Source organism: Dermatophilaceae bacterium Soc4.6, assembly GCA_039889245.1.
GTDB lineage: Bacteria > Actinomycetota > Actinomycetes > Actinomycetales > Dermatophilaceae > Lapillicoccus.
Map to the genome: position 1 here is coordinate 1317834 of JAZGVH010000002.1, position 21142 is coordinate 1338975.

General features: G+C 72.9%; 19 protein-coding genes. 8 read left to right on the top strand and 11 right to left on the bottom strand.

The window, feature by feature from the left end:
- The first annotated feature begins 49 nt into the window (after window positions 1-49).
- Both V3N99_06060 and V3N99_06065 read left to right on the top strand, forming a co-directional pair.
- The gene (locus tag V3N99_06060) at window positions 50-646 is read left to right on the top strand and encodes a TetR/AcrR family transcriptional regulator (protein ID MEO3936310.1); all 597 of its coding nucleotides are present in this window, start codon (window positions 50-52) and stop codon (window positions 644-646) included.
- Between the two features lie 84 nt (window positions 647-730).
- Window positions 731-1231, top strand: coding sequence for a MarR family transcriptional regulator (locus V3N99_06065; protein MEO3936311.1), 501 nt, complete (start codon window positions 731-733; stop codon window positions 1229-1231).
- A gap of 180 nt (window positions 1232-1411) precedes the next feature.
- On the opposite strand, the gene V3N99_06070 is transcribed toward V3N99_06065, so the two are convergent.
- Window positions 1412-2527: an ROK family transcriptional regulator gene (locus V3N99_06070; GenBank protein MEO3936312.1), complete on the bottom strand. Its 1116-nt coding sequence runs from the start codon at window positions 2525-2527 to the stop codon at window positions 1412-1414.
- 104 nt (window positions 2528-2631) lie between these two features.
- Between V3N99_06070 and V3N99_06075 the strand changes: the two genes are divergently transcribed.
- On the top strand, window positions 2632-3945 hold the full coding sequence (locus tag V3N99_06075) for a YbiU family protein (protein MEO3936313.1): 1314 nt from the start codon (window positions 2632-2634) through the stop codon (window positions 3943-3945).
- Between the two features lie 110 nt (window positions 3946-4055).
- Here the strand turns inward: V3N99_06075 and V3N99_06080 are convergent, their stop codons facing one another.
- From V3N99_06080 to V3N99_06115, 8 genes are all read right to left on the bottom strand, one after another.
- Entirely contained in the window at window positions 4056-5903 is a 1848-nt protein-coding gene (locus V3N99_06080; GenBank protein MEO3936314.1) for an ABC-F family ATP-binding cassette domain-containing protein, read from the bottom strand.
- A gap of 19 nt (window positions 5904-5922) precedes the next feature.
- Complete coding sequence (locus V3N99_06085) at window positions 5923-6858, bottom strand: 4-(cytidine 5'-diphospho)-2-C-methyl-D-erythritol kinase (GenBank protein ID MEO3936315.1); 936 nt, start codon at window positions 6856-6858, stop codon at window positions 5923-5925.
- Between the two features lie 9 nt (window positions 6859-6867).
- Window positions 6868-7749: a 16S rRNA (adenine(1518)-N(6)/adenine(1519)-N(6))-dimethyltransferase RsmA gene (gene rsmA / locus V3N99_06090; protein MEO3936316.1), complete on the bottom strand. Its 882-nt coding sequence runs from the start codon at window positions 7747-7749 to the stop codon at window positions 6868-6870.
- A gap of 26 nt (window positions 7750-7775) precedes the next feature.
- Window positions 7776-8915 carry a ubiquitin-like domain-containing protein gene (locus V3N99_06095; protein ID MEO3936317.1) on the bottom strand — a complete coding sequence of 380 codons (1140 nt, stop codon included), beginning with the start codon at window positions 8913-8915 and terminating at the stop codon, window positions 7776-7778.
- Between the two features lie 332 nt (window positions 8916-9247).
- Window positions 9248-10111, bottom strand: a complete 864-nt coding sequence (locus tag V3N99_06100; protein ID MEO3936318.1) for a TatD family hydrolase — start codon at window positions 10109-10111, stop codon at window positions 9248-9250.
- Window positions 10108-11889, bottom strand: coding sequence for a methionine--tRNA ligase (metG, locus tag V3N99_06105; GenBank protein ID MEO3936319.1), 1782 nt, complete (start codon window positions 11887-11889; stop codon window positions 10108-10110). Before metG ends, V3N99_06100 begins: the two co-directional genes overlap by 4 nt.
- Window positions 11890-11898: 9 nt before the next feature.
- On the bottom strand, window positions 11899-13536 hold the full coding sequence (locus V3N99_06110; GenBank protein MEO3936320.1) for a PH domain-containing protein: 1638 nt from the start codon (window positions 13534-13536) through the stop codon (window positions 11899-11901).
- Window positions 13533-14048 (bottom strand): PH domain-containing protein, encoded by a 516-nt coding sequence (locus V3N99_06115; protein ID MEO3936321.1) that lies wholly within the window; start codon window positions 14046-14048, stop codon window positions 13533-13535. The genes V3N99_06110 and V3N99_06115 overlap by 4 nt, the downstream gene beginning before the upstream one ends.
- Window positions 14049-14141: 93 nt before the next feature.
- On the opposite strand from V3N99_06115, the gene V3N99_06120 reads away from it, so the two are divergent.
- Both V3N99_06120 and V3N99_06125 read left to right on the top strand, forming a co-directional pair.
- Window positions 14142-14606 (top strand): SRPBCC family protein, encoded by a 465-nt coding sequence (locus V3N99_06120; protein MEO3936322.1) that lies wholly within the window; start codon window positions 14142-14144, stop codon window positions 14604-14606.
- Window positions 14607-14742: 136 nt separating this feature from the next.
- Window positions 14743-15462, top strand: a complete 720-nt coding sequence (locus tag V3N99_06125; GenBank protein MEO3936323.1) for a response regulator transcription factor — start codon at window positions 14743-14745, stop codon at window positions 15460-15462.
- 24 nt (window positions 15463-15486) lie between these two features.
- Here V3N99_06125 and V3N99_06130 read toward each other — a convergent pair whose 3' ends face one another.
- Entirely contained in the window at window positions 15487-15849 is a 363-nt protein-coding gene (locus V3N99_06130; protein MEO3936324.1) for an Hpt domain-containing protein, read from the bottom strand.
- Between the two features lie 120 nt (window positions 15850-15969).
- Here V3N99_06130 and V3N99_06135 point away from each other — a divergent pair, with 120 nt between their 5' ends.
- On the top strand, window positions 15970-16611 hold the full coding sequence (locus V3N99_06135) for a molybdopterin-dependent oxidoreductase (GenBank protein ID MEO3936325.1): 642 nt from the start codon (window positions 15970-15972) through the stop codon (window positions 16609-16611).
- A gap of 10 nt (window positions 16612-16621) precedes the next feature.
- The gene (locus V3N99_06140; protein MEO3936326.1) at window positions 16622-18901 is read left to right on the top strand and encodes an ATP-binding protein; all 2280 of its coding nucleotides are present in this window, start codon (window positions 16622-16624) and stop codon (window positions 18899-18901) included.
- Here V3N99_06140 and rsmI read toward each other — a convergent pair.
- A complete protein-coding gene (rsmI, locus tag V3N99_06145) occupies window positions 18790-19722 on the bottom strand; it encodes a 16S rRNA (cytidine(1402)-2'-O)-methyltransferase (protein ID MEO3936327.1) in 933 nt (310 codons plus the stop codon). The two genes, V3N99_06140 and rsmI, sit on opposite strands and share 112 nt — an antisense overlap.
- A gap of 84 nt (window positions 19723-19806) precedes the next feature.
- On the opposite strand from rsmI, the gene V3N99_06150 reads away from it, so the two are divergent.
- Complete coding sequence (locus V3N99_06150) at window positions 19807-21117, top strand: GNAT family N-acetyltransferase (protein MEO3936328.1); 1311 nt, start codon at window positions 19807-19809, stop codon at window positions 21115-21117.
- Window positions 21118-21142 lie beyond the last annotated feature (25 nt).

Genomic DNA, 21142 nt, shown 5'->3' on the forward strand with positions numbered 1-21142 from the left:
TGGGAGGGTGAGCCCCCGCAGCGCCTCCGACGACGGCCCGCGGGCCCGGATGACCGGGCCCCAGCGGCGCGAGCAGCTGCTCGTCATCGGGCGCACGCTCTTCGCCGAGAAGGGCTACGAGGGCACCTCGGTCGAGGAGATCGCCGCCAAGGCGCGGGTGAGCAAGCCGGTGGTCTACGAGCACTTCGGCGGCAAGGAGGGGCTGTATGCCGTCGTCGTCGACCGCGAGATCACCACCCTGCTCGACGGCATCTCGCACGCGCTGCAGCCGGGGCAGACTTCGCACGAGCTGCTCGAGGCGGCGGCGCTGGCGCTGCTCGACTACGTCGACACCTCGACCGACGGCTTCCGCATCCTCGTGCGTGACTCGCCCACCGGCTCGTCGCGGGGGTCGTTCGCGAGCCTGATCAGCGATGTGGCGACCCGCGTCGAGCACCTGCTGGAGGCGGAGTTCAAGAGTCGCAAGCTCGACCCGAAGACCGCGCCGCTCTACGCGCAGATGCTCGTGGGGATGGTCGCGCTCACCAGCCAGTGGTGGCTGGAGTCGCGGCGCTTCAAGAAGGACGAGGTGGCCGCCCACCTGGTCAACCTGGCGTGGAACGGCCTGAGCGACCTCGAGAAGAAGCCGACCCTCGGCGGGCGTTGAGCACCGCGCCCGGCCGTGCCCGTGCATTGTCTTGACGCCAAGAAGTCCGAACCAAAGAAACTTGACGCTGGGTATACTCGAGGGGTGGCGGCACCAGAGGGCGACGAGGTCGACAGGATCGTCTTGGCGTGGGCCCGCGAGCGGCCCGACCTCGACGCCACTCCCCTGCACGTGCTGTCGCGAATCTCCCGGCTGGCGCGCCACCTCGACCTGGCGCGCAGTGCCGCATTCGCGGAGCACGACCTCGACTCGTGGGAGTTCGACGTGCTCTCGGCTCTGCGCCGGTCGGGTGAGCCCTATGAGCTCTCCCCCGGGCAGCTCGTCACCCAGACCCTCGTCACCTCGGGCACGATGACCAACCGGGTCGACCGGCTGGCCGTGCGCGGCTACGTCGAGCGGCGGCCCGACCCCCACGACCGCCGCGGCGTCATCGTCGCCCTCACGCCCACCGGCCGCGAGGTCGTCGACGCCGCCCTCTCCGACCTCCTCGACCGCGAGCGCGGCCTGCTTGCCGGCCTCTCCACCGCCGAGCAGTCCCGTCTCGCCGGCACCCTCCGCGGCCTACTGAGCCCCTTCGACGCCTGAGGGGCGACCCCGACGCCCCAACCATCAGTCGCCTTCCTGCGCCGGACCTTCCCCTTTTGAGCCCCGAGAGGCCTGAACGGGCGCATCCGAAGCAACAAGCGGACTGGTCGGGAGTGGGGCGGTCAGCCGGCCTGCTGGAACTCCAGGCGGTTGCCGACCGTCGCGGCGGTCGTGACGCGGTCATCCCTGCCTGACCAGCGTCACCAACCGCTCGAGCAGGGCGTCGACCGCCCGCAGGCGGGCGCCGACCAGAGGGGCCTGCTCGACCTCGGCCCGATGCAGGGCGACTGGTCGCGGGACCGAGCCCTGCCGGGCGAGGAGCGCTGCGTGGAGGGCGGCCGAGGCTCCCCAGGCACCTCCGAGCACCACGCACGAGGGGTCGAGCAGGGCCACCGCGGCAGCCAGCACTCCCGTGACCGCGTCGGCCACGGGGTCCAGCAGGTCGGGCTCGTCGAGTCCCGCGACGACGCGGCCGACGTCGATGGCCGTCGAGCCCGCCCGGCGCAGCCCGAGCCGCTCGAACACCTGGGTGAAGGACATCGCCTCCCCGCCCGGTCCGACCGTGAGGAGGTGAGCGACCTCGCCGGCGAGACCACCGGCGCCGCGGTGCACCTCCCCGTCGCTGACCACGGCTGACCCGAGCCCCTCGTCGAGAAAGAGGTGGAACACGTCGTGCTGCCCCCGCGCCACCCCCTGTCGCAGCTCTGCCCGGGCGGCCCAGTTGACGTCGTTGTCGACGACGACGGGGCCGGCGACCACCCGCCGCAGCAGCCGAGCCGGGTCGAGGTCCCCCACGAGGAAGGGCGCATCGGGGAGGTGGACCAGCCGACCGGTGGTGCGGTCGACGGGGTCGGCCGCACTGACCACGGCCGTGACGAGGGAAGCACCCGCGGCGTGGGCGGCCAAGGCTGCGGCCACCCGTCGGACGGCGTGGCGCACCGCCGCCGCCGGCCCTCCGCTCACCGCGGTCGTGGCAGCCGCACGCACCGCACCGAGGGCGTCGACGGCCTCGACGGTCACCCCCTGCGGCGCGATGTCGACAACGAGGGCGAGACCCGCTCCAGGGCCGAGTCCGTAGTAGCTACCCACCCGCCCCCGGCCGGTCGTGCGCTCCCCCGTGTCGGCGACGAGACCCGCTGCCTCGAGTCGGGCGACAGCCTCGGAGACCGTCGGCCTGGAGATGCCGGTCGCCGTCGCGAGCTCGGCCCGGGTGGCACGACCTCGGGCGACGAGGGCCGTCAGCACGTGCTCGTCGCTGAGGGTCCTCAAGAGCTGGAGCGAGGGGCGTGCGGTCACCGAGCCATCTTAGTAAGGAGTCCTTGCCAAAGACACTCCACCGCGCTACCGTTTTAGTAATCAGTGTTAACCAAGGCTGTACGGCCTTGCCCGAGAGGACCCCGATGACGACGACGACCAGCCCGCCCGCCCGGTCGCAGACCCCGCTCCCGCACTGGGAGAGCACCCCTGACGACCTGCCCGCCGCCATCCGCGCGGTCAAGGCCGCCATCCGTGCCCGCATCGCAGCCTCGGGCCGCACCGTCGAGGAGGTCTTCTCGGTTGTCGAGGAGCGGGTGCGCGCCCGGGTCATCGAGATCGCCGCCGACCGGGCTGCAGGTCGAGCAGTCTGGCCCGTGGTGGACTACGCCGACATCGCGGCGGGCTCGGTCACCGCGGGGCAGCTCGACCTCCTGCACCGACGCGGCTGCCTCGTCGTGCGTGGTCACTTCCCCCACGAGCAGGCCCGGGGCTGGGACGCCGGCATCATGGACTACGTCGAGGGCAACCGCTTCTTCGAGGCCTACACCGGCCCGGGCGACGACTTCTTCGCCAGCGTCGGCTCGAAGCCCGAGATCTACCCGATCTACTGGTCGCCCGCTCAGATGGGGGCCCGCCAGTCGGAGCGGATGGCCACCGTGCAGGCCTTCCTCAACGCGCAGTGGCGCCACGAGTCCGAGGGCACGCAGTGGTTCGACCCCGAGAACGACTCGCTCTACCCCGACCGCATCCGCCGCCGCCCCCCGGGCGCCGACTCCGCCGGTCTCGGCGCCCACTGCGACCCGGGCACCCTCGACCTGTGGATGACCCGGGCCTACCAGCAGGCCTTCCACCACCTCTTCGACGGCACGGTGGAGGACTACGACCCCTGGGACGCGGCTCACCGCACAGCGGGTCCGCAGTATCCCGGGACGACGATGTGCTCGGCCTTCCGCACCTTCCAGGGCTGGACCGCCCTGTCCGACATGGACCACGACCAGGGGGTGCTGCACACCGTGCCCATCCCCGAGGCGATGGCCTACCTGCTGCTGCGCCCCCTGCTGTCGGACGTGCCCGACGACGACATGTGTGGCGTGACGACCAACCAGACCTTCCCGGTGAGCGAACGGTGGCACCCGCTGCTGCTCGAAGCCCTCAGCGGCATCCCCGACGTGCGTGCCGGCGACTCCGTCTGGTGGCACTGCGACATGGTGCACTCCGTCGCGCCGGTCGCCGACCAGCAGGGCTGGGGCAACGTGATGTACATCCCAGCCGCGCCCTGGTGCCCCCGCAACGAGGCGTATGCCGCGTCGGTCCGCGACGCGTTCCTCTCCGGCTCCAGCCCGGGCGACTTCCCGCAGGAGGACTACGAGCGCGAGTGGCCCGACCGCTTCGCGCCGGAGGACCTCAACGCGACCGGTCGTGCCGCCCTGGGCCTCGCCCCGCAGCCCCCCACCTGAGGGACCCGGGCCCTATTCGACTCCACCTGTTGCGCTGAGCGCCGGACAACCCGGACAAAGCACCGCCAAAACGAGGCGCTCACCGCAACACGTCGGTGTGGAGGGTCGGGTCAGTCGACGGTCTCGGCCAGCTCCAGCCAGGCCAGCTCGAGCTCCTCGCGCTCACCGTGCACCTCGGTCTGGGTGCGAGCGAGCTCGGTGAGACGGGTGTGGTCACCGTTCGACGACGCGTCGGCCATCTGGGTGTGCAGCCTGGCCTCGCGGTCGGCGAGCTTGCCCAGCTGACGCTCGAGGCGGGCGAGCTCCTTGCGCGCGGCCCGCACCTCGACCGCCGACGCGCCGCTCGCCGGCGCGGCCGGTGCCGCCGTCGGCGCGGGAGCCCCGTCCCGGCTCACGGTGTTGCCGTCGGCGTCGGCGACGCCTCTCCACACGGGGGCCGCCGCGCGGAGCCGGAGGTACTCCTCGACCCCTCCGGGCAGCTGGCGCACCTTGCCGTCGCCGAGCAGCGCGACCTGCCGGTCGGCGACCCGCTCCAGCAGGTAGCGGTCGTGCGAGACGACGAGCAGGGTGCCGGCCCAGCCGTCGAGCACGTCCTCGAGCGACTGGAGCGTCTCGATGTCGAGGTCGTTGGTCGGCTCGTCGAGGATGAGCACGTTGGGCTCGCTCATGAGCAGCCGCAGCAGCTGCAGCCGCCGCCGCTCGCCACCGGAGAGGTCGCTGACCCGGGTCTGCTGGCGCCCGCCGCTGAAGCCGAGGCGCTTGGCCAGCTGGCTCGCACTGACCTCCTTGTCGCCGAGCATCGTGTAGCTCTTGACGTCCTCGATCGCGTCGATGACCCGCCAGTCCTCGAACTTCTCGAGCTCGCGGACCTCCTGGGTGAGGAACGCGACGACGATGGTCTTGCCGGCCTTGCGCTTGCCCGAGGTCAGGGCGAGGTCGCCGGTGATGGTGCGCAGCAGTGTCGACTTGCCGGCGCCGTTGACCCCGACGATGCCGACGCGCTCGCCCGGCGCGAGCCGCCAGGTGACGCGGTCGAGCACGCGCCGACCGCCGAGGTCGACCGTCGCGTCCTCGAGGTCGACGACGTCCTTGCCGAGCCGGGTCGTCGCGAAGCGCACCAGCGACACGTCGTCGCGCGCGGGTGGCTCGTCCTCGATGAGGGCGTTGGCCGCGTCGATGCGGAACTGCGGCTTGCTCGTGCGCGCCGGCGGCCCGCGCCGTAGCCACGCGAGCTCCTTGCGGAGGAGGTTGTCGCGGCGCTCGGCGGTGACCTTCGCCATCCGCTCGCGCTCGGCCTTCGCCAGCACGTAGGCGGCGTAGCCGCCCTCGAAGGCGCTCACCTCACCGTCGCCCACCTCCCACGTCAGCGTGGCCACCGCGTCGAGGAACCAGCGGTCGTGGGTGATCGCGACGAGCGCCGAGTCGGGCCGGGTGCGCGCTGTCGTCAGGTGCCGGGCGAGCCAGGCGACGCCCTCGACGTCGAGGTGGTTGGTCGGCTCGTCGAGCAGCAGCACGTCGGGGTCGGAGACCAGCAGCTTGGCCAGCGCCAGCCGTCGACGCTCGCCGCCGGACATCGGCCCGATGACGGCCTCGAGGCCACCGATGCCCGGGGCGTCGATGCCGCCGAGCAGCCCGGTGAGCACGTCACGGATGCGCGAGTCGCCCGCCCACACGTGCTCGGGCAGGTCGCCGAGCACGGCCTGCCGCACCGTGTGCGTCGGGTCGAGCACGTCGACCTGGCTCAGCATGCCGACGGTGACCGTCCCCCCGCGGGTGATCCGGCCCTCCTCGAGCGGCTGCTCACCCGCGATCACGCGCAGGAGGGTGGACTTGCCGCCGCCGTTGCGACCGACCACGCCGATGCGCTGGCCGGTGTTGACTCCGGTGGAGACGCCGTCGAGGACGGTGGTGGTGCCGAAGACGACGGTGGCTCGCTCGAGCGAGACGAGGTTGGCCATGGTGTGGTCCGCCGCCCCGTCAGAGCCGGCCGGGTCCGGTGACGACGTGCGCCCCCTGGACCGGGGCCTTGGCCCGCCGGACCTCGCCCGCGACACCCGAGGCGGCGAGCGAGACGCACAGGTCGAGGGCCAGCTCGGTCGACCCGGTGAGGAAGGCGATCGTCGGCCCGGAGCCCGACACGATGCCGCCGAGGGCGCCGTACTCCAGACCCGCGTCGACGACGTCACGCAGCGCGGGCTGGAGCGAGAAGGCGGCGTCCTGCAGGTCGTTGGTGAGAGCACGACCGAGGGCCTCGGGGTCACCTGAGCGCAGCGCGGTCATCATGTCGGCGGACGGCTCGGGCTCGGGGACCGACGACGACCCGCGCAGCCGGTCGCACTCGGCGTAGACCTCGGGGGTCGACAGGCCGACGTCGCTGACGGCGAACACCCAGTAGAAGGTGCCCGTCGCGAGCACCGGGGCCAGCTGCTCGCCGCGGCCCGAGCCGATGGCGATGCCGCCGCTGAGGCAGAAGGGGACGTCGCTCCCGATCGAGGCCGCCAGCGTGGCCAGCTCGTCGCGCGACAAGCCCGACGCCCAGAGCTGGTCGCAGGCCAGCAGGGCGGCGGCAGCGTCGGCCGAGCCGCCCGCCATCCCGCCGGCGACCGGGATCTCCTTGTGGATGCGCAGCGCCAGCGGCTCGTCGACCCCGACCGCTGCGGCCAGGGAACGGGCGGCCCGGAGCGCGAGGTTGGTGGCATCGGTGGGGACCTTCGCGGCATACGGGCCGGTGACCTCGACCTGCCACTGGTCGGACGGGGTGGCCGTGACCTCGTCGTGCAGCCCGACGGCCATGAAGACGGTTGACAGGCCGTGGTACCCGTCAGCGCGGCGCGGGCCGACGCCCAGCTCGAGGTTGACCTTGGCCGGGACGCGGACGGTCACGGAGGAGTCCACCGAGAGGGCTGAGGTCACTGCGCCACCCTAACCGGGCGCCGGCAGGTCACGCCGCGCGGCCGCCAGCGCGGCGAAGGCGGTGATGTCGAGCTGCTCGCCCCGGGTGCGCGGGTCGATGCCGGCCGAGCGCAGGGCGGCCTCGGCCCGCTCGGCCGAGCCGGCCCACCCGGCGAGGGCGGCGCGCAGGGTCTTGCGGCGCTGCGCGAAGGCCGCGTCGACGGCCGCGAAGACCTCGGCCCGTGGAGCGCTCGTCACGGGCGGCTCGCGCCGCACCAGCGAGACCAGCCCCGAGTCGACGTTGGGCACCGGCCAGAAGACGCTGCGGGGCACGGTGCCCGCCAGCCGCACCGACGACCACCAGGCGGCCTTGAGGCTGGGCACTCCGTAGGTCTTGCTGCCCGGAGGTGCAGCGAGCCGATCGGCCACCTCGAGCTGCACCATGACCAGCACCCGGTCGATGCTCGGAAACCGCTCGAGGAAGGAGAGCACGACCGGGACCGACACGTTGTAGGGCAGGTTGGCCACCAGCGCCGTCGGGGCCGGCTCGAGCGAGGTGACCGCCATCGCGTCGGCGTGCACGACGGTCAGGCGGTCGGAGCTTCGCGGCTGGAGCGCCTCGACCGTGCCCGCCAGCGCGCCCGCCAGCGTGGGGTCGATCTCGACGGCGACCACGGCGCGCACCTGGGGCAGGAGCGCCAGCGTCAGCGAGCCCAGCCCGGGGCCCACCTCGACCACGACGTCGTCGGCGCCGACGCCCGCGAGCCGCACGATGCGGCGCACGGTGTTGGCGTCGACGACGAAGTTCTGACCCCACTGCTTGGTGGGGCGGATGCCGAGCCGGGTGGCCAGCTCACGCACCGCAGACGCGCTCAGGAGGGCCGGTGCGGCCGGCAGCAGGTCGTCAGACATGCCCCGACCCTAGAGCCCGTACGACGTCAGGCGGCGTGGGCGCAGCCCCACGGGCCGAGGCCGGCCCGGGCGAAGTAGCGGTTGGCCACGGTGATCTGCTGCTCGCGGGAGGCGAGGTCGGCGCGGGAGGAGAAGTCGGCGCCCCCGTTGGCCAGCCACGACCCGATGTCGAACTGCAGGCCGCCGTAGTAGCCGTTGCCCGTGTTGATGTGCCAGTTGCCGCCCGACTCGCAGGCCGCGATGCGGTCCCACATCGCGGAGTTGGCGAGGTTGAGACCGGCGCCGGAGACCGGGCCGGCGGAGGGCGCGGGGGCGGCGGGCGCGCTCGGGGCGCGGGGAGCGGCGACCCGGGGGGCGGCGACGACGACCGGGGCGGGCTTGGTGCCGACGGCGACGACCGCCGAGACCGGAGCCTTGGTGACCGACGAGGTGACCTGCAGGCGCTTGGCCAGCTTGCCGTCGATCCAGATCTCCTTCCAGACGATCGTGCGCTCGCCGACCGCACCGGAGGTGGTGGTCTTCGTCGTGCCGACCGTCAGGGACGGGTCGTTCTTCCGGGTCGTGGCGAACGCGATGCTCTCGACGCTGGTCGCACCCTTGCTCGACACGCGGTAGACGGTGACCGACAGACCGTCGGTCACCGGCGTGGAGGCGGCGGGCTTGACCTGGTCGGTCGAACCGAGCTTGATCCCCGAGGCGGCGAGCAGGTCGGCGACGGTGGCGGCGGTCGTGGTCTTGGCGACCTTCTTGCCGTTGAGCACGAGGCTGACGTCGTGCGGGCTGGTGATCGACATGGCCAGACCGGTGCGGCCCAGCGGCAGGTCGCGGCTGACCGACAGCTTCGCGGCCGAGTCGGCGCGCAGGCCGATCTGCGCGAGGGCGTCGGAGACGCTCGTCGCGGTCGTCCAGTAGTCGCGGGTCGTGCCGTCGAGCGTGACGGTGAGCTTGCGGCCGTAGCGCACGACGACGGTCTCCCCGTCGGAGAGCGGCTGGTCGGCGGCCGGCACGACGGTGTCGTGCGCCCCGAGCGCGATCCCCTTCTTGCTCAGCAGGTCAGCGACGGTGCTGCCCATGACGTGCACCGACTCGGTGCTCCCGTCGACCGACAGGGCCACGGCCTTGTCGAGGTGGGCGATGCTGAAGGCGCCGGCGGCCACAGCGGCCACGACACTTAGCTGGGCGAGATGGCGGACGGGACGAGAGATCACACTGCTCCGATGATGGGTCTGCCCGGGTACGAGGCACGGGTTCCGGGCTGCCGGAGCATGGGTGAGGGGCGTCGCCGTCGTCGGCGCGCCCCCAGTGGCCACTGCTCGTGATGCTGCCCGGCCCGTGGCGTCGCCACCGGCCTTCGGCACTCACTGTCCCCGAAAGGACACGGAAAGGTCAACTTTCGGTAACGAGAACGGGTCGGTGGCGTGACCAGTGTGCCCTGTGGGACCCGAGTGACGGATGGTGCGCCCGATGGGCGGGCGAGGTGCGTCGGACGCCCCCCGGGTCAGGCCCAGGGCCCGTAGACCCGCTCGCTGTTGGCCGACAGTGCCGCGCACAGCGTCGGCACGTCGCTGGTGAGCGTGTCCGCCATCGAGCGCACGGTCAGCGGCACGAGGTAGGACGCGTTGGTCGCGCCGCGGTAGGGGTGCGGGGTCAGATAGGGCGCGTCGGTCTCGACGAGCAGGTGCTCCAGCGGCGTCACGGCCAGGGCGTCGCGCAGACCCCGGCTGTTCTTGAAGGTCACCGTGCCCGAGAAGGACAGCATGATCCCCATCTCCACCGCTCGCTGCGCCATGGCGAGGTCACCCGAGAAGCAGTGCAGCACAGTGCGATCGGGGACACCTTCCTGGGCAAGGATCCGTAGCACGTCGTCGTGCGCGTCGCGGTCGTGGATCTGCAGCGCCTTGCCGGTGCGCTTGGCCAGGTCGATGTGCCAGCGGAACGCGTCCTGCTGTGCAGGCACCCCGTCGTCGCCCGTGCGGAAGTAGTCGAGGCCCGTCTCGCCGATCACCCGCACCCGCGGGTGCTGGGCCAGCTGCTCGATCTCGGCGAGCTGGTCGGCCAGCTCGCCCGAGGCGGCCAGGGCCGGGATCTCGTTGGGGTGCAAGGCGATCCCGCCGAGCAGTGACGGGTGGCCCTCCACCAGGTCGATGGTCAGGCGTGCGGCCTCGATCTCGCAGCCGATCTGCACGACCCGGTCGACACCTACGGAGGCGGCCTGGGCCAGCGCCTCGGCGATGTCGACCTCGGGCGAGCCGTCGCGCCGGAGGTCGAGGTGGCAGTGATTGTCGACGACCGCGATCGGCAGGCGGTCGGGGGCCGGCGGACGGTCTCCCGACGGCGTGCGCGACGCCGGCTGGGGGCTCATGCGCCCGCCGCCGGGTCACCCGGCGGGTCGAACTTGCGAAACACCGGGCTGGGCTTGCCGATCGGCGTGCCCACGACGACGCCGCGCGGCTCCCAGGCCGGGGTCGAGGCGTAGTCGCCGGTGATGACGGGGTAGCCCGGCCCCCCATCGAGGTCGTCGACCTCGTCGATGCGCGGCATCGGCACGAGATCACCTTCCCCCCCGAGCACCCGGTGGATCGCGTTGGAGGAGTGGGGCAGGAAGGGGGAGATCATCGTGTTGAGGTCGCTGACCGCCTGGGCCAGCACGTGCAGCACGGTGCCGAGGCGCTCCCGCTGGTCGTCGCCCTTGAGCCGGAAGGGCTCGGTCTTGCTGACGTAGGCGTTGGCCTCCCCCACCAGCCGCATGACCTCGGCGATCGCCGAGCGCACCCGCTGCCGCTCGAGCAGCTCACCCACGACAGGGAAGCCGCCGCGCACTGCGGCGAGCAGCCCCTCGTCGACCGGCTCGAGCGGACCGGCGGCCGGGATCTCGCCGTACGACTTGTGGATCATCGTGGCGGTGCGGTTGACGAGGTTGCCCCAGCCGGCGACGAGCTCGCTGTTGTTGCGCTGCACGAAGGCGGCCCAGGTGAACTCGGCGTCCTGCGTCTCGGGCCCGGCTGCGCAGATGAAGAAGCGCAGCGGGTCGGGGCCGTAGTCGGCCAGCACGTCGCGCACCAGGACGACGTGCCCGCGCGAGCTGGAGAACTGCTCCGTGCCCATCGTGAGGTACTGCGACGCGACGACCTCGGTCGGCAGGTTGAGCACGCCGAAGACGCCGGGCTCACCGCCCTTGTCGCCCTTGCCGGCGTAGGCCAGCAGCTCGGCGGGCCAGACCTGGGTGTGGAAGGTGATGTTGTCCTTGCCCTGGAAGTAGAACGACTGCGCGTCGGGGTCGTTCCACCACGCCCGCCAGGCCTCGGGGTCACCGCTGCGCCGCGCCCACTCGATCGAGGCCGACAGATAGCCGACGACCGCGTCGAACCACACGTAGAAGCGCTTGTTGGGTTGCTCGACCCACCCCGCGATCGGCACCGGGATGCCCCAGTCGAGGTCACGTGTCATCGCCCGCGGCCGCACGTCGCCGAGGAGGTTCTTGCTGAAGTTGAGCACCGACGGGCGCCAGGTGCCGTTGGCCTCGCGCTCGTCGAGCCACTCGGCGATGGCCCCGGCCAGCGCCGGCAGGTCGAGGAAGAAGTGCTGGGTCTCGCGGAACTGCGGCGTCTCGCCGCTGATCTTCGACCGCGGCTCGACCAGCCGCGACGGCTCGATCTGGTTGCCGCAGTTGTCGCACTGGTCACCGCGCGCCTGGCCGTATCCGCAGATGTAGCAGGTGCCCTCGATGTAGCGGTCGGGCAGCGTGCGCCCGGTCGACGGGCTGATCGCCACCAGGTCGGTCTGCTCGAGCATGTAGCCGTTGCGCCAGTCGCCGGTGAAGAGCTCCTGCGCCACGGCGTAGTGGTTGCGGGTCGTCGTGCGGGTGAAGAGGTCGTAGGCCAGCCCCAGCCCCGTGAGGTCCTCGACGATGACCCGGTTGTAGCGGTCGGCGAGCTCGCGGGCAGTGACCCCCTGCTCGTCGGCGGCGACGAGGATCGGCGTGCCGTGCTCGTCGGTGCCCGACACCATGAGCACGTCGTGACCGGCCATCCGCATGTAGCGGCTGAAGACGTCGGAGGGCACGCCGAAGCCGGCGACGTGACCGATGTGGCGCGGGCCGTTGGCGTAGGGCCAGGCGACGGCGGACAAGACCTTGCTCATGGGCCGATCCTAGGTGGCCGGCCCATCCGCGACCTGCGACGGGACCGGCCGCACCAGGAACGGCGCCAGCAGCTCGGGGTCGACCGCGACCGCGAGCGCCACCCCGTCGTCGAGCGGCACGTCGTACGCGGTGTAGCTCTGCTTGCCCGCGGCCGTGGTCGCGAGCACGTGGGCCAGGCCCACCCGCCGCTGGAAGAACGACTGGTGCACCCGCCAGCCGATCACGCCGTCCCGGGCCAGGACGTCGCGCCGGCGCCCGAAGGTGCCCTGCTGCACGACGAGGTGGTGGGCGAAGAGCCGGTGGCCGAGCCCGGCATACCGGTCCCTGGCCAGCGGGGGGACCGCGAGCAATGGGAGGGTCGCGACGACCCCGAGCCACAGCGGCAGGTCGAGCCAGGCCACCAGGCCCCAGCCGGCCGCGGCGACGACCAGCCCGGGCACCAGCGCACGGGTCCACCGACGCCGGCGCGCGGCTGGCCCGTGCGGGGTCAGCGCCGCCGTGAGCGCCTCGTGGTCGTCCACGACGTCGGCGGCCACCGCGTCGACGACCGCCAGCGGGGCCGGTGGCGAGAGCCACGAGCTGCCCCGGTCGGCCTCCTTGCGCGACAGACCGGTGGTGATGGCCTGCAGCCGCGCGCCGCCGGCCAGCCGCAGGCCCAGCGGCTGGCCGACCTCGACCCCGCGCAGTCGCCTCTCCTCGATGCTCGTCTCGCGGGTCGTGAGCAGACCCCGCGTGACGTGCAGGGTGCCGCCGCTGTGGCGGGTCAGCCGGAAGCCCCAGAACTGCAAGGCGTAGCCGATGACCGCGAGCGCCGACACGAGCACCACCAGACCGACCACCCCGGCGGCGACGTCGAGCCAGATCGGGTGCTGCCCGAGGCGGCTCACGGCGCCATCGAGATTGGTGCGCTCGAGGTAGCGCTGCACGAACTGGTTGGCGAAGCCGAAGATCGCGAGCGCCGAGAAGACCCCGGTGAGGGTGAGCGGCGCGAAGAGCATCCAGCGCGGGTCGAGGCGCAGCAGCTGCGTCTCGCTCCCCTCCTCGTCCCGCGGCCAGGACGACGATGCCGAGGAGAACGAGGGCGGCGGCAGGTCGGCGACCGGCTCGCCCGACGGCGCCGGCAGGTCGGACCCTGCGGCGACCTTGCGCCGGTGGATCAGCTCCTCGCGCATCCGGCGCGCCTGCGCCAGCGGCAGCGCGTCGAGCACCAGCCGCTCGCGCGAGGTGCCGGCGGTGCCGATCTCGACCTTCGCCAGCCCGAGGAGCCGGTGGAAGACCGGCGCGGTGACGTCGACCGTGCGCACCCGGTCGGCCGGGGTCGCGACCAGCTGCTTGGTGAAGAGCCCCTTGCGCAGCTCGATCTGGTCGGCCTCGATGCGGAAGCGCGTCGTCGCCCACCGCAGCACGCCGAGGCCCACCGCGACCGCGAGCACCGCGAGCTCGAACCACTGCCCGCCGGTGTCCTGGCTCTGCCCGACGATCACCGCGCCGACCAGCGCGGGCAGGAACCGGATCACCTCCTGCACCGGGTGCACCAGCAGCATGCGGGGGTCGAGGCGGCGCCACGGCGTGTGCAGGTCGGCGGGCAGCGCGTCTTCCTCCGGCGGCTCTCCATACGGGCTGCCGTATGGAGCCTCGCCGCTCACGTCGCGTCGCCGGTCTCGGCGACCGTCGCCTCGGTGAGCTCGTCGACGAGGCGGCGGGCGTCGTCGACGTCGAGCCCCTCGATGGTGAGGGGCCCGGCCGCCGACGCCGTCGTGACCGTCACCGATGCGAGGCGGAAGAGCTGGGAGAGCGGGCCGCGCGAGAGGTCGACGGTCTGGATGCGCGAGATCGGGGCGATCCGCCGCTCCTGCGAGAGCCAGCCGCGCTGGGTGTAGACGGCGGTGGGCGTCGTCTCCCACCGGTGCACGCGGTAGCGCCACAGCGGCATGACGGCCGTGTAGCCCCCGGCGACCACCAGCCACGCCACCCCGACGAGCAGGTGGGGCGTGCGCGAGCCGCCGTCGTCGAGGAGCCACCAGGCCACCTGCCCGGCCAGCAGCACGAGGGCGAGCAGCGCCGACTCGGTGACCCACATCAGCCGCGCCCGGGGGCTGACCAGGTGGGCGGGCTCGCGCAGGCGGGGCGGCGTCTCCGCGCCCGGGCCGTCACTCATCGCGCACTCACCGATCCACCGTATGCGATAGCCCACAGCCCGCCTGCGGCGATCCGGCCCCCCGGGGCGCGCCCCCGCTGGTTGGATCTGCGCATGACCCACCTGCGCATCTCCCGCCACGTCGAGGCTCCCGCCGAGGTGGTCTACGACCTGGTCACCGACCTGCCCCGCATGGGCGAGTGGTCGCCCGAGACCGAGCGGGTGCTCTGGCGCGGCGACGCCACCGGTCCGGAGGTCGGCGCGCGCTTCATCGGCTGGAACCGCAAGGGGGTCGTGCGCTGGTTCACCTACGGGGAGGTGGTGACGGCCGAGCGCGGTCGTCGCTTCGCCTTCGAGGTCACGGTCGGGCCGATCAAGGTCGCCCGGTGGGAGTACGTGCTCGAGCCGGATGCCGACGGCGCCGGCTGCACCGTCACCGAGGAGTGGACCGAGCGCCGCCCCCGCTTCGCGAGGTTCCACGACGCTGCCCTGGGGGACCGGCGGGTCAGCAACGCCGCCGGCATGGAGCTGACGCTCACCGCGCTGGGCCGAGCCGCCGAGGGCGTCGTCACGCTCTAACCCTGCCTGAGCGCGCCGGGGGGGCGGTCGCCGTTCGGAGCGCAGGTCTGCCCGATCGGATGAGACTCCTTGGCTCAACGAGGGACGGAAACCTCGCTACCCTACCGAAGAGGACTATTTCGGACGGAGGTGGGCGATGGCTGCGCAAAGGGCGCTCGTGGTGGAGGACTCCCCGGAGTTCGCCGCCCTGACGACACGTCTGCTGGTCTCGGAGGGCTTCGAGGTCACCGTGGCCGCCGACGGCGAGCGCGGGGTGAGCGTGGCCCGCGAGACCAGGCCCGAGCTGATCCTGCTCGACGTGACCCTGCCCGGTCTCGACGGCTTCGAGGTCTGCCGCATCATCCGTGAGTTCTCCGACTGCTACGTCGTGATGGTCACCGCGCGCGACGACGAGTTCGACCGCGTGCTCGGTCTGTCCGTGGGCGCCGACGACTACGTGACGAAGCCGTTCTCGGCCCGCGAGCTCGCCGCCCGCATCAAGGCGATGCGCCGACGGCCGCGCACGCAGCAGCAGCCGAGCGCCCGGTCCTTCAGCGGCCTCGAGGTCGACCCCGCCGCCCGCGAGGTGCGCTACCTCGGGCAGTCCGTCGAGCTGACGAAGATCGAGTTCGACATCCTCGACCTGCTCACGAGCGAGCCCCGCCGCACCTTCGAGCGGTCCCAGCTGATGGACCTCGTCTGGGGCACCGAGTGGCACGGCGACGAGCACGTGATCGTCGTGCACGTCGGCAACCTGCGCCGCAAGCTCAGCGAGGGCGCCAACACGCAGCGCTTCATCCGCACCGTCCGCGGCGTGGGCTACCGCTTCGACCCCAGCGGCGGCAGCTCGCTGCAGGTCGTGACGCCGCAGCACTGAGCCCCCCAGCGGGTCTCGGGCGGCTCATTCCACCTGCGCCAGCCACTCACGCAGCGCCTGAGTGGTGACGTCGGCGCAGTCGGCGAGCTCGACGACCATCTCGTCGAGGTCAGCGGCGGCTGAGGTCATCGCCTCGGACTCCAGGGCCCCGCAGAGCCCCTCGAGGGCACGGGTTCCCAACAGGGCGCTGCTCGACCGCAGGCTGTGGGCGACCCGGTGGAGGGTCTCGCGCTCCCCGTCGACGCCCTGCCGCAGTGCGGCGAGGCGGCCCGGCATCTCGTCGAGGTAGAGACCGACGATCTGGCGCACCACGTCCGACCCGCCTGTCTCCGCCGCGAGCCGGTCGAGGGTCGTCGGGTCGAGCACCGGGCGCTGTGTCTGCGTCATGGTGACCATGATCCGCCGGGACGCAGGCAAGGACGCCAGCAGGGTCGCACGCCGGGCGCCTTGAGCAGATCTTGAGGCTGGCCGGACCACCCGCTGAGGTCGACGGGGGATTCTTGGTGCATGCGCATCAGGGCGACCGACGACACGAGCGCCCGCAGGCGGCCCCCAGCGGCCGCGCGCATCGCCGTCCTGCTCTCCGTCGTGGCTGTCCTCACCAGCCTCGCGGGGTGCGGGACGGCGCCGGGCGACGGCACGGCCCTCCCGCCCCCGGCCGGCGACACCGGCTACCGGGTGGTCACCGCGTCGTCGCTCACGAGGACCCAGTCGCTGCCGGTCCCCACCGGGCCCGTCGTGCTCACCATCAGCGGCCGCCTGGGCGCTGGCGTGAAGGGCCCGGTGCGGCTCGACCTGGCGGGGCTGGAGCAGCTGGGCCTCGTGGAGTACTCGACCATGGACAAGCAGGCCGAAGGGCGGCGCGCGACCTTCCGGGGGGTGCTGCTGCGCCGGCTGCTCTCCGCCGTCGGGGCCGGCAGCGCGACCACGCTGCACACGCTCGCGGTCAACGACTTCGCGGTCGACATCCCGGTCTCGGACGCCTCCGCCTACCCCGTGCTGCTGGCCACCCGGGTCGACGGCGCCCGGATGCCGGTGGACCACTACGGACCGGTGCGCGTGATCTACCCCACCGACGGCACCGACCTCGATTCCACCGTCTACGACCCGCGCTGGATCTGGCAGCTCACCAGCATCGTGGTCGAGTAGGCAGGGGCACGTGTCGATCTGGCAAGCGCGCGAGACGGTCGGCCGACTGCGGTGGGGCACCCTGGCCTCCCTGCTGGTCCCGGCGGTGTTCCTTCTGGTCCTCACCGTGCTCCTCAGCGTGCTCGTGACCCGCTCGACCATCGCCCTCAGCTCCAACGTGCAGATCACCCAGGCGGCCGTCGACGGCAACGTGCGCACCTTGGGCCAGGCGCAGCGCGAGCTGCTGCGGCTCGAGATCTCGCTGGCCGCCGACCGCCCCACGACCGCCGACCTCGAACTGCACCGGTCCCTCACGGCCCAGCGGGTGGAGGAGGGCACGCTGAGCTACCAGGGCAGGGTGCTCGGAGACGGGTCGCTGCTGTCGCGCTCGCGGTCGCTCGCCGGCACCTGGCAGGGCACGGTCGAGCCCGCCGTGCGGCGCGTGATGGCGACGCCTCGGCCGACCGCCGCCGCACGGCAGCAGGTGATCATGCAGATCGCGCAGCTCGAGCAGGGCTACAACACGCTCGTGGCCGACGCCGAGATCCGCCGCAAGATCGAGGCCGAGGACGCCAACCAGGCGACGGCGCAGATCGTCTCGGGCACGCGCTGGCTCCTGCTCGGGCTCCTGACCACGCTGCTGTCCTTCGTGGTGCTGGTCGCGGGGATGGTGCGGGTCCTGCAGCGGGCCGGCGCCGAGAGGCGCCGGGCCACGGCCGACCTCGACCTCGCCCGCTCGACCCTGCAACGTCAGTCGGTCGCCCTGCAGACGATCGACAACCTCGTGACGATCATGGCCGCCGACGGCCGGGCCGAGTGGGTCAACGAGGCCTTCATCCGGCACACCGGGTGGGAGACCGCCGACATCGTCGGCACCGTCCCCGGGCAGCTGCTCCACGGCCCCGACACCGACCCGCGGACCATCGAGCTCGTCCGCGACCGACTGGCGGCCCGGGAGGGCTTCTCCTGCGAGATCCTCAACTACACCAAGGGTGGCGCCTCCTACTGGGTCCAGCTCGAGGTCCGTCCGATCCGCAACGACGCCGGGCGGGTCGACGGCTTCGTCGCCGTGCAGAGCGACATCACCACCCGCCGCGCGGCCGCCGACGCCCTGCGCGACGCCAAGGAGGTGGCGGAGGAGACCGCCCGGGCCAAGGCCAGCTTCCTCGCGACCATGAGCCACGAGATCCGCACCCCCCTCAACGCGGTACTGGGCCTGACCGAGCTGCTGCTCGGCACGCCCCTGGAGGCCGAGCAGCGCACGTATGCCGCGACCGCCAACCACTCCGGCCGGCTGCTGCTGTCCCTGCTCAACGACATCCTCGACTTCTCGGCCCTCGACGCGGGCAAGGTCGAGCTCGCCCCGACCCCGCTCGAGGTCGTCTCGATCCTCGAGGACGTCGAGCAGATGCTGCGTCCGTCCGCGACGCAGCGGGGCCTCACGCTCTCGCACACCGTCGCTCCCGGGGTGCCCGCCCTCGTCCGCACCGACGGCAACCGTCTGCGGCAGGTGCTGATCAACCTCGTGGGCAACGGCCTGCGCTTCACCCCGTCGGGCGAGGTCTCCCTCGAGGTGTCGTTCCGGCCCGACCGCGAGGGGGAGCGCTCCGGCTTCCTCACCCTCGCGGTGCGCGACACGGGCATCGGCATCCCCGCCGATCGTCTCCAGCGCATCTTCGAGCCCTTCTCACAGGGCGATGCGTCCACCAGCCGCACCTACGGTGGGACCGGGCTCGGCCTGGCCATCTGCACCCACGTCGCGGCGCAGATGGGGGGCGAGCTCGGCGTCACGTCGGAGCCCGGGGTCGGGTCGACCTTCACCTTCTCGGTGCCCGTCGGGGAGTGCGCCGTCACACCCGCCGTCCCCGTCGACCCGGTCACGACACCCCACGGTCTCGACGCCGAGCTGCGTGTCCTGCTCGCCGAGGACGACCCGGTCAACCGGCTGGTCGCGATGGCCATGCTGCGCCAGCTCGGCATCGACCCCGACGTCGCCGTCGACGGCCGGGAGGCCTTCGAGCTCACCCTGGCCGGGGCCTACGACGTCGTGCTCATGGACGTGCACATGCCGGGGACCGACGGTCTCGAGGCGACGCGGCTGATCCACGAGCACCTGAGCGCCCCGCCCCGCATCGTCGCCCTCACGGCGAACGCCCTCGACGGTGACCGCGAGCGGTTCCTGGCGGCGGGCATGGACGGCTACATCAGCAAGCCCTTCACGCTCGACGACCTCGCGTCGGCGCTCGGGCGCACGGTGGCCGACGCCGCTGCGGCCCGACGCGATCCCGTCCGCACGACCGCCGCGTCATAGAGCGCCTTCTTCGACAGCCCGGTCGCGACCGCCAGGTCGGCACAGACGTCCTTGAGCCGCTCGCCGGCGGCGACCCTGCGGGTGATGTCGGGCAGCACCTCCTCGACCGTGCGCTCGCGCGGCGTCGCACCCGCGACCACGACGGTGATCTCACCCCTGACCCCCTCGGCCGCCCAGGTGGCGAGCTCGGCCAGTCCGCCGCGGCGCACCTCCTCATACGTCTTGGTCAGCTCGCGGCAGACCGCCGCGGGCCGGTCGGCCCCGAAGGCCTGCGCCATCGCCTCGAGCGTGGCGTCGATGCGGTGGGGGGCCTCGAAGAAGACCATCGTGCGCCGCTCGTCGGCGAGCTGGGCGAGCCCGCGGGCACGCTCCCCCGACTTGCGCGGCAGGAAGCCCTCGAAGCAGAAGCGGTCGACCGGCAGACCCGAGACCGCGAGGGCCATCAGCACCGCGCTCGGCCCCGGCACACAGGTCACCCGCACCCCGGCCTCGACCGCGGCGGTCACCAGGCGGTAGCCCGGGTCCGACACCGACGGCATACCGGCGTCCGTGACGACGACGACGCGCTCGCCGGCGCGCAGCCGCTCGACGAGGTCGGGCGTGCGCGCGGCCTCGTTGTGCTCGTGATAGCTGACGACCCGTCCGCGGGGCTCGACGCCGAGCTCGCCGAGCAGCCGGCGCAGGCGGCGGGTGTCCTCCGCGGCGACGACGTCAGCGCCCGCGAGCTCCTCACCCAGCCGCGGAGCCGCGTCGCGCGGGTCGCCGATCGGGGTCGCCGCGAGCACGAGCGTGCCGGGGGTGCGGGGGTCGGCGTCGGTCATCGGGCCATCCTCGCAGCGCGGGGGCTCCGTCGTCGCCACCGCAAATGCTTTGCGCGCGGGCCAGACTTCCGCTTGCCTGGGGTCATGGACACGCCGACGCCTCGCCCCTCCGTCGTCGTCGACGTCGCAGACGACGAGGAAAGATTCCTGCGATCCGACCTGCTGACCTGGTTCCAGGAGCCGCCGCTCGAGCCGGTGGCCGACTCGGTCGCCGTCCTCGCCCCGGGCGACCGCTACGCCGCTCAGCTGCGCCCTGACCCAGGCGGGCCGGGCGACCCGGGCGACCTCGGCATCGACCCACGCTGCTACGCCGGCATCTACGGCACCTACCCCCTGCAGGTCACCGTGCCCGGCCCGCTCGACACCCTGCGGCAGGTGCCGGTCAACGGCCTGACCTGGGTCGGGGTGCACCCCGACGCTCGCCGTCGCGGCGTGCTCACCGCGATGATGGGCCACCACCTCGGGCTCACTCGCGAGGGCGACTGGTCGGGTCTGTCAGCCCTGCACGCGAGCGAGACCGCCATCTACGGCCGTCATGGGTATGGCGTCGCATCCCTCCAGCTCACGGCCACCCTGGCTCACGGCGCGACCCTCACCGCGCCCCAGCTCGACGAGGCGGCGGCCCTCGTGCAGACCCGGCTCCACGACGCGGTCGACGTCGCCGGCCGGCTCCACCGGATGCTTCAGACCCTGTCGGCCACCGCGATGGGCGCCGTCGCCCTGCCCGAGCGCACGGTCAGGCACTTCCTCACCGACACCCCGCAGACCGTCCGCGACACCGAGCCGCGCCGGGCCCTGGTCGCCGTGCGCGACGGCGTCGACGTGGGCTTCGCGGTCCTGCGCCGCAGGCCGAAGTGGGAGCACGACCTGCCGGCCGGGTCGGTCGACGCCTGGGTGGTCGACGGCGAGCCCGCGGTGCGTCTCGCGCTGCTGCGCCGGCTGCTCGACCTCGACCTGACGACGACGCTGACGATGCGCACCGTCGGGCCGGACGACGTGCTCTTCGACTGGGCCGCACCGGCCCGTGGTCTCGCCGGCGGCACCGTCGACTCCCTCTGGCTGCGCCTCGCCGACCTGACCACGGCCCTTGCCACCCGCGGCTACGCCCGCGCCTGCGACGTCGTGCTCGAGGTGACCGACGAACGGGTGCCCACCAACGCCGGCCGCTGGCGGCTGGCCGTGGGCGACGACGGGGTGGGCGCAGCGACCCGCACCGACGACTCGGCAGGAGTGCGGCTCGACGTCGCGGACCTCGGGGCGGCCTACCTCGGTGGTCGGCGGCTGGCCCGGATGCTCGAGGCCGGGCGGATCGCCGAGATCCTGCCCGGCGCCGTCGCCGAGCTCGACGCCGCCTTCCGCACGACCCACCGCATCGCCGCCGCCGCGGGCTTCTGAGCCCGCTCCCCGAGCCGCCCGACCT

What these genes read in the sequence shown, in the direction of transcription:
- V3N99_06060 (MEO3936310.1), top strand. Translation starts at nt 50, where the DNA reads ATGACCGGGCCCCAGCGGCGCGAGCAGCTGCTCGTCATCGGGCGCACG.
- V3N99_06075 (MEO3936313.1), top strand. Translation starts at nt 2,632, where the DNA reads ATGACGACGACGACCAGCCCGCCCGCCCGGTCGCAGACCCCGCTCCCG.
- V3N99_06080 (MEO3936314.1), bottom strand. Translation starts at nt 5,903, where the DNA reads ATGGCCAACCTCGTCTCGCTCGAGCGAGCCACCGTCGTCTTCGGCACC.
- rsmA (MEO3936316.1), bottom strand. Translation starts at nt 7,749, where the DNA reads ATGTCTGACGACCTGCTGCCGGCCGCACCGGCCCTCCTGAGCGCGTCT.
- V3N99_06100 (MEO3936318.1), bottom strand. Translation starts at nt 10,111, where the DNA reads ATGAGCCCCCAGCCGGCGTCGCGCACGCCGTCGGGAGACCGTCCGCCG.
- metG (MEO3936319.1), bottom strand. Translation starts at nt 11,889, where the DNA reads ATGAGCAAGGTCTTGTCCGCCGTCGCCTGGCCCTACGCCAACGGCCCG.
- V3N99_06115 (MEO3936321.1), bottom strand. Translation starts at nt 14,048, where the DNA reads ATGAGTGACGGCCCGGGCGCGGAGACGCCGCCCCGCCTGCGCGAGCCC.
- V3N99_06120 (MEO3936322.1), top strand. Translation starts at nt 14,142, where the DNA reads ATGACCCACCTGCGCATCTCCCGCCACGTCGAGGCTCCCGCCGAGGTG.
- V3N99_06125 (MEO3936323.1), top strand. Translation starts at nt 14,743, where the DNA reads ATGGCTGCGCAAAGGGCGCTCGTGGTGGAGGACTCCCCGGAGTTCGCC.
- V3N99_06130 (MEO3936324.1), bottom strand. Translation starts at nt 15,849, where the DNA reads ATGACGCAGACACAGCGCCCGGTGCTCGACCCGACGACCCTCGACCGG.
- V3N99_06135 (MEO3936325.1), top strand. Translation starts at nt 15,970, where the DNA reads ATGCGCATCAGGGCGACCGACGACACGAGCGCCCGCAGGCGGCCCCCA.
- rsmI (MEO3936327.1), bottom strand. Translation starts at nt 19,722, where the DNA reads ATGACCGACGCCGACCCCCGCACCCCCGGCACGCTCGTGCTCGCGGCG.
- V3N99_06150 (MEO3936328.1), top strand. Translation starts at nt 19,807, where the DNA reads ATGGACACGCCGACGCCTCGCCCCTCCGTCGTCGTCGACGTCGCAGAC.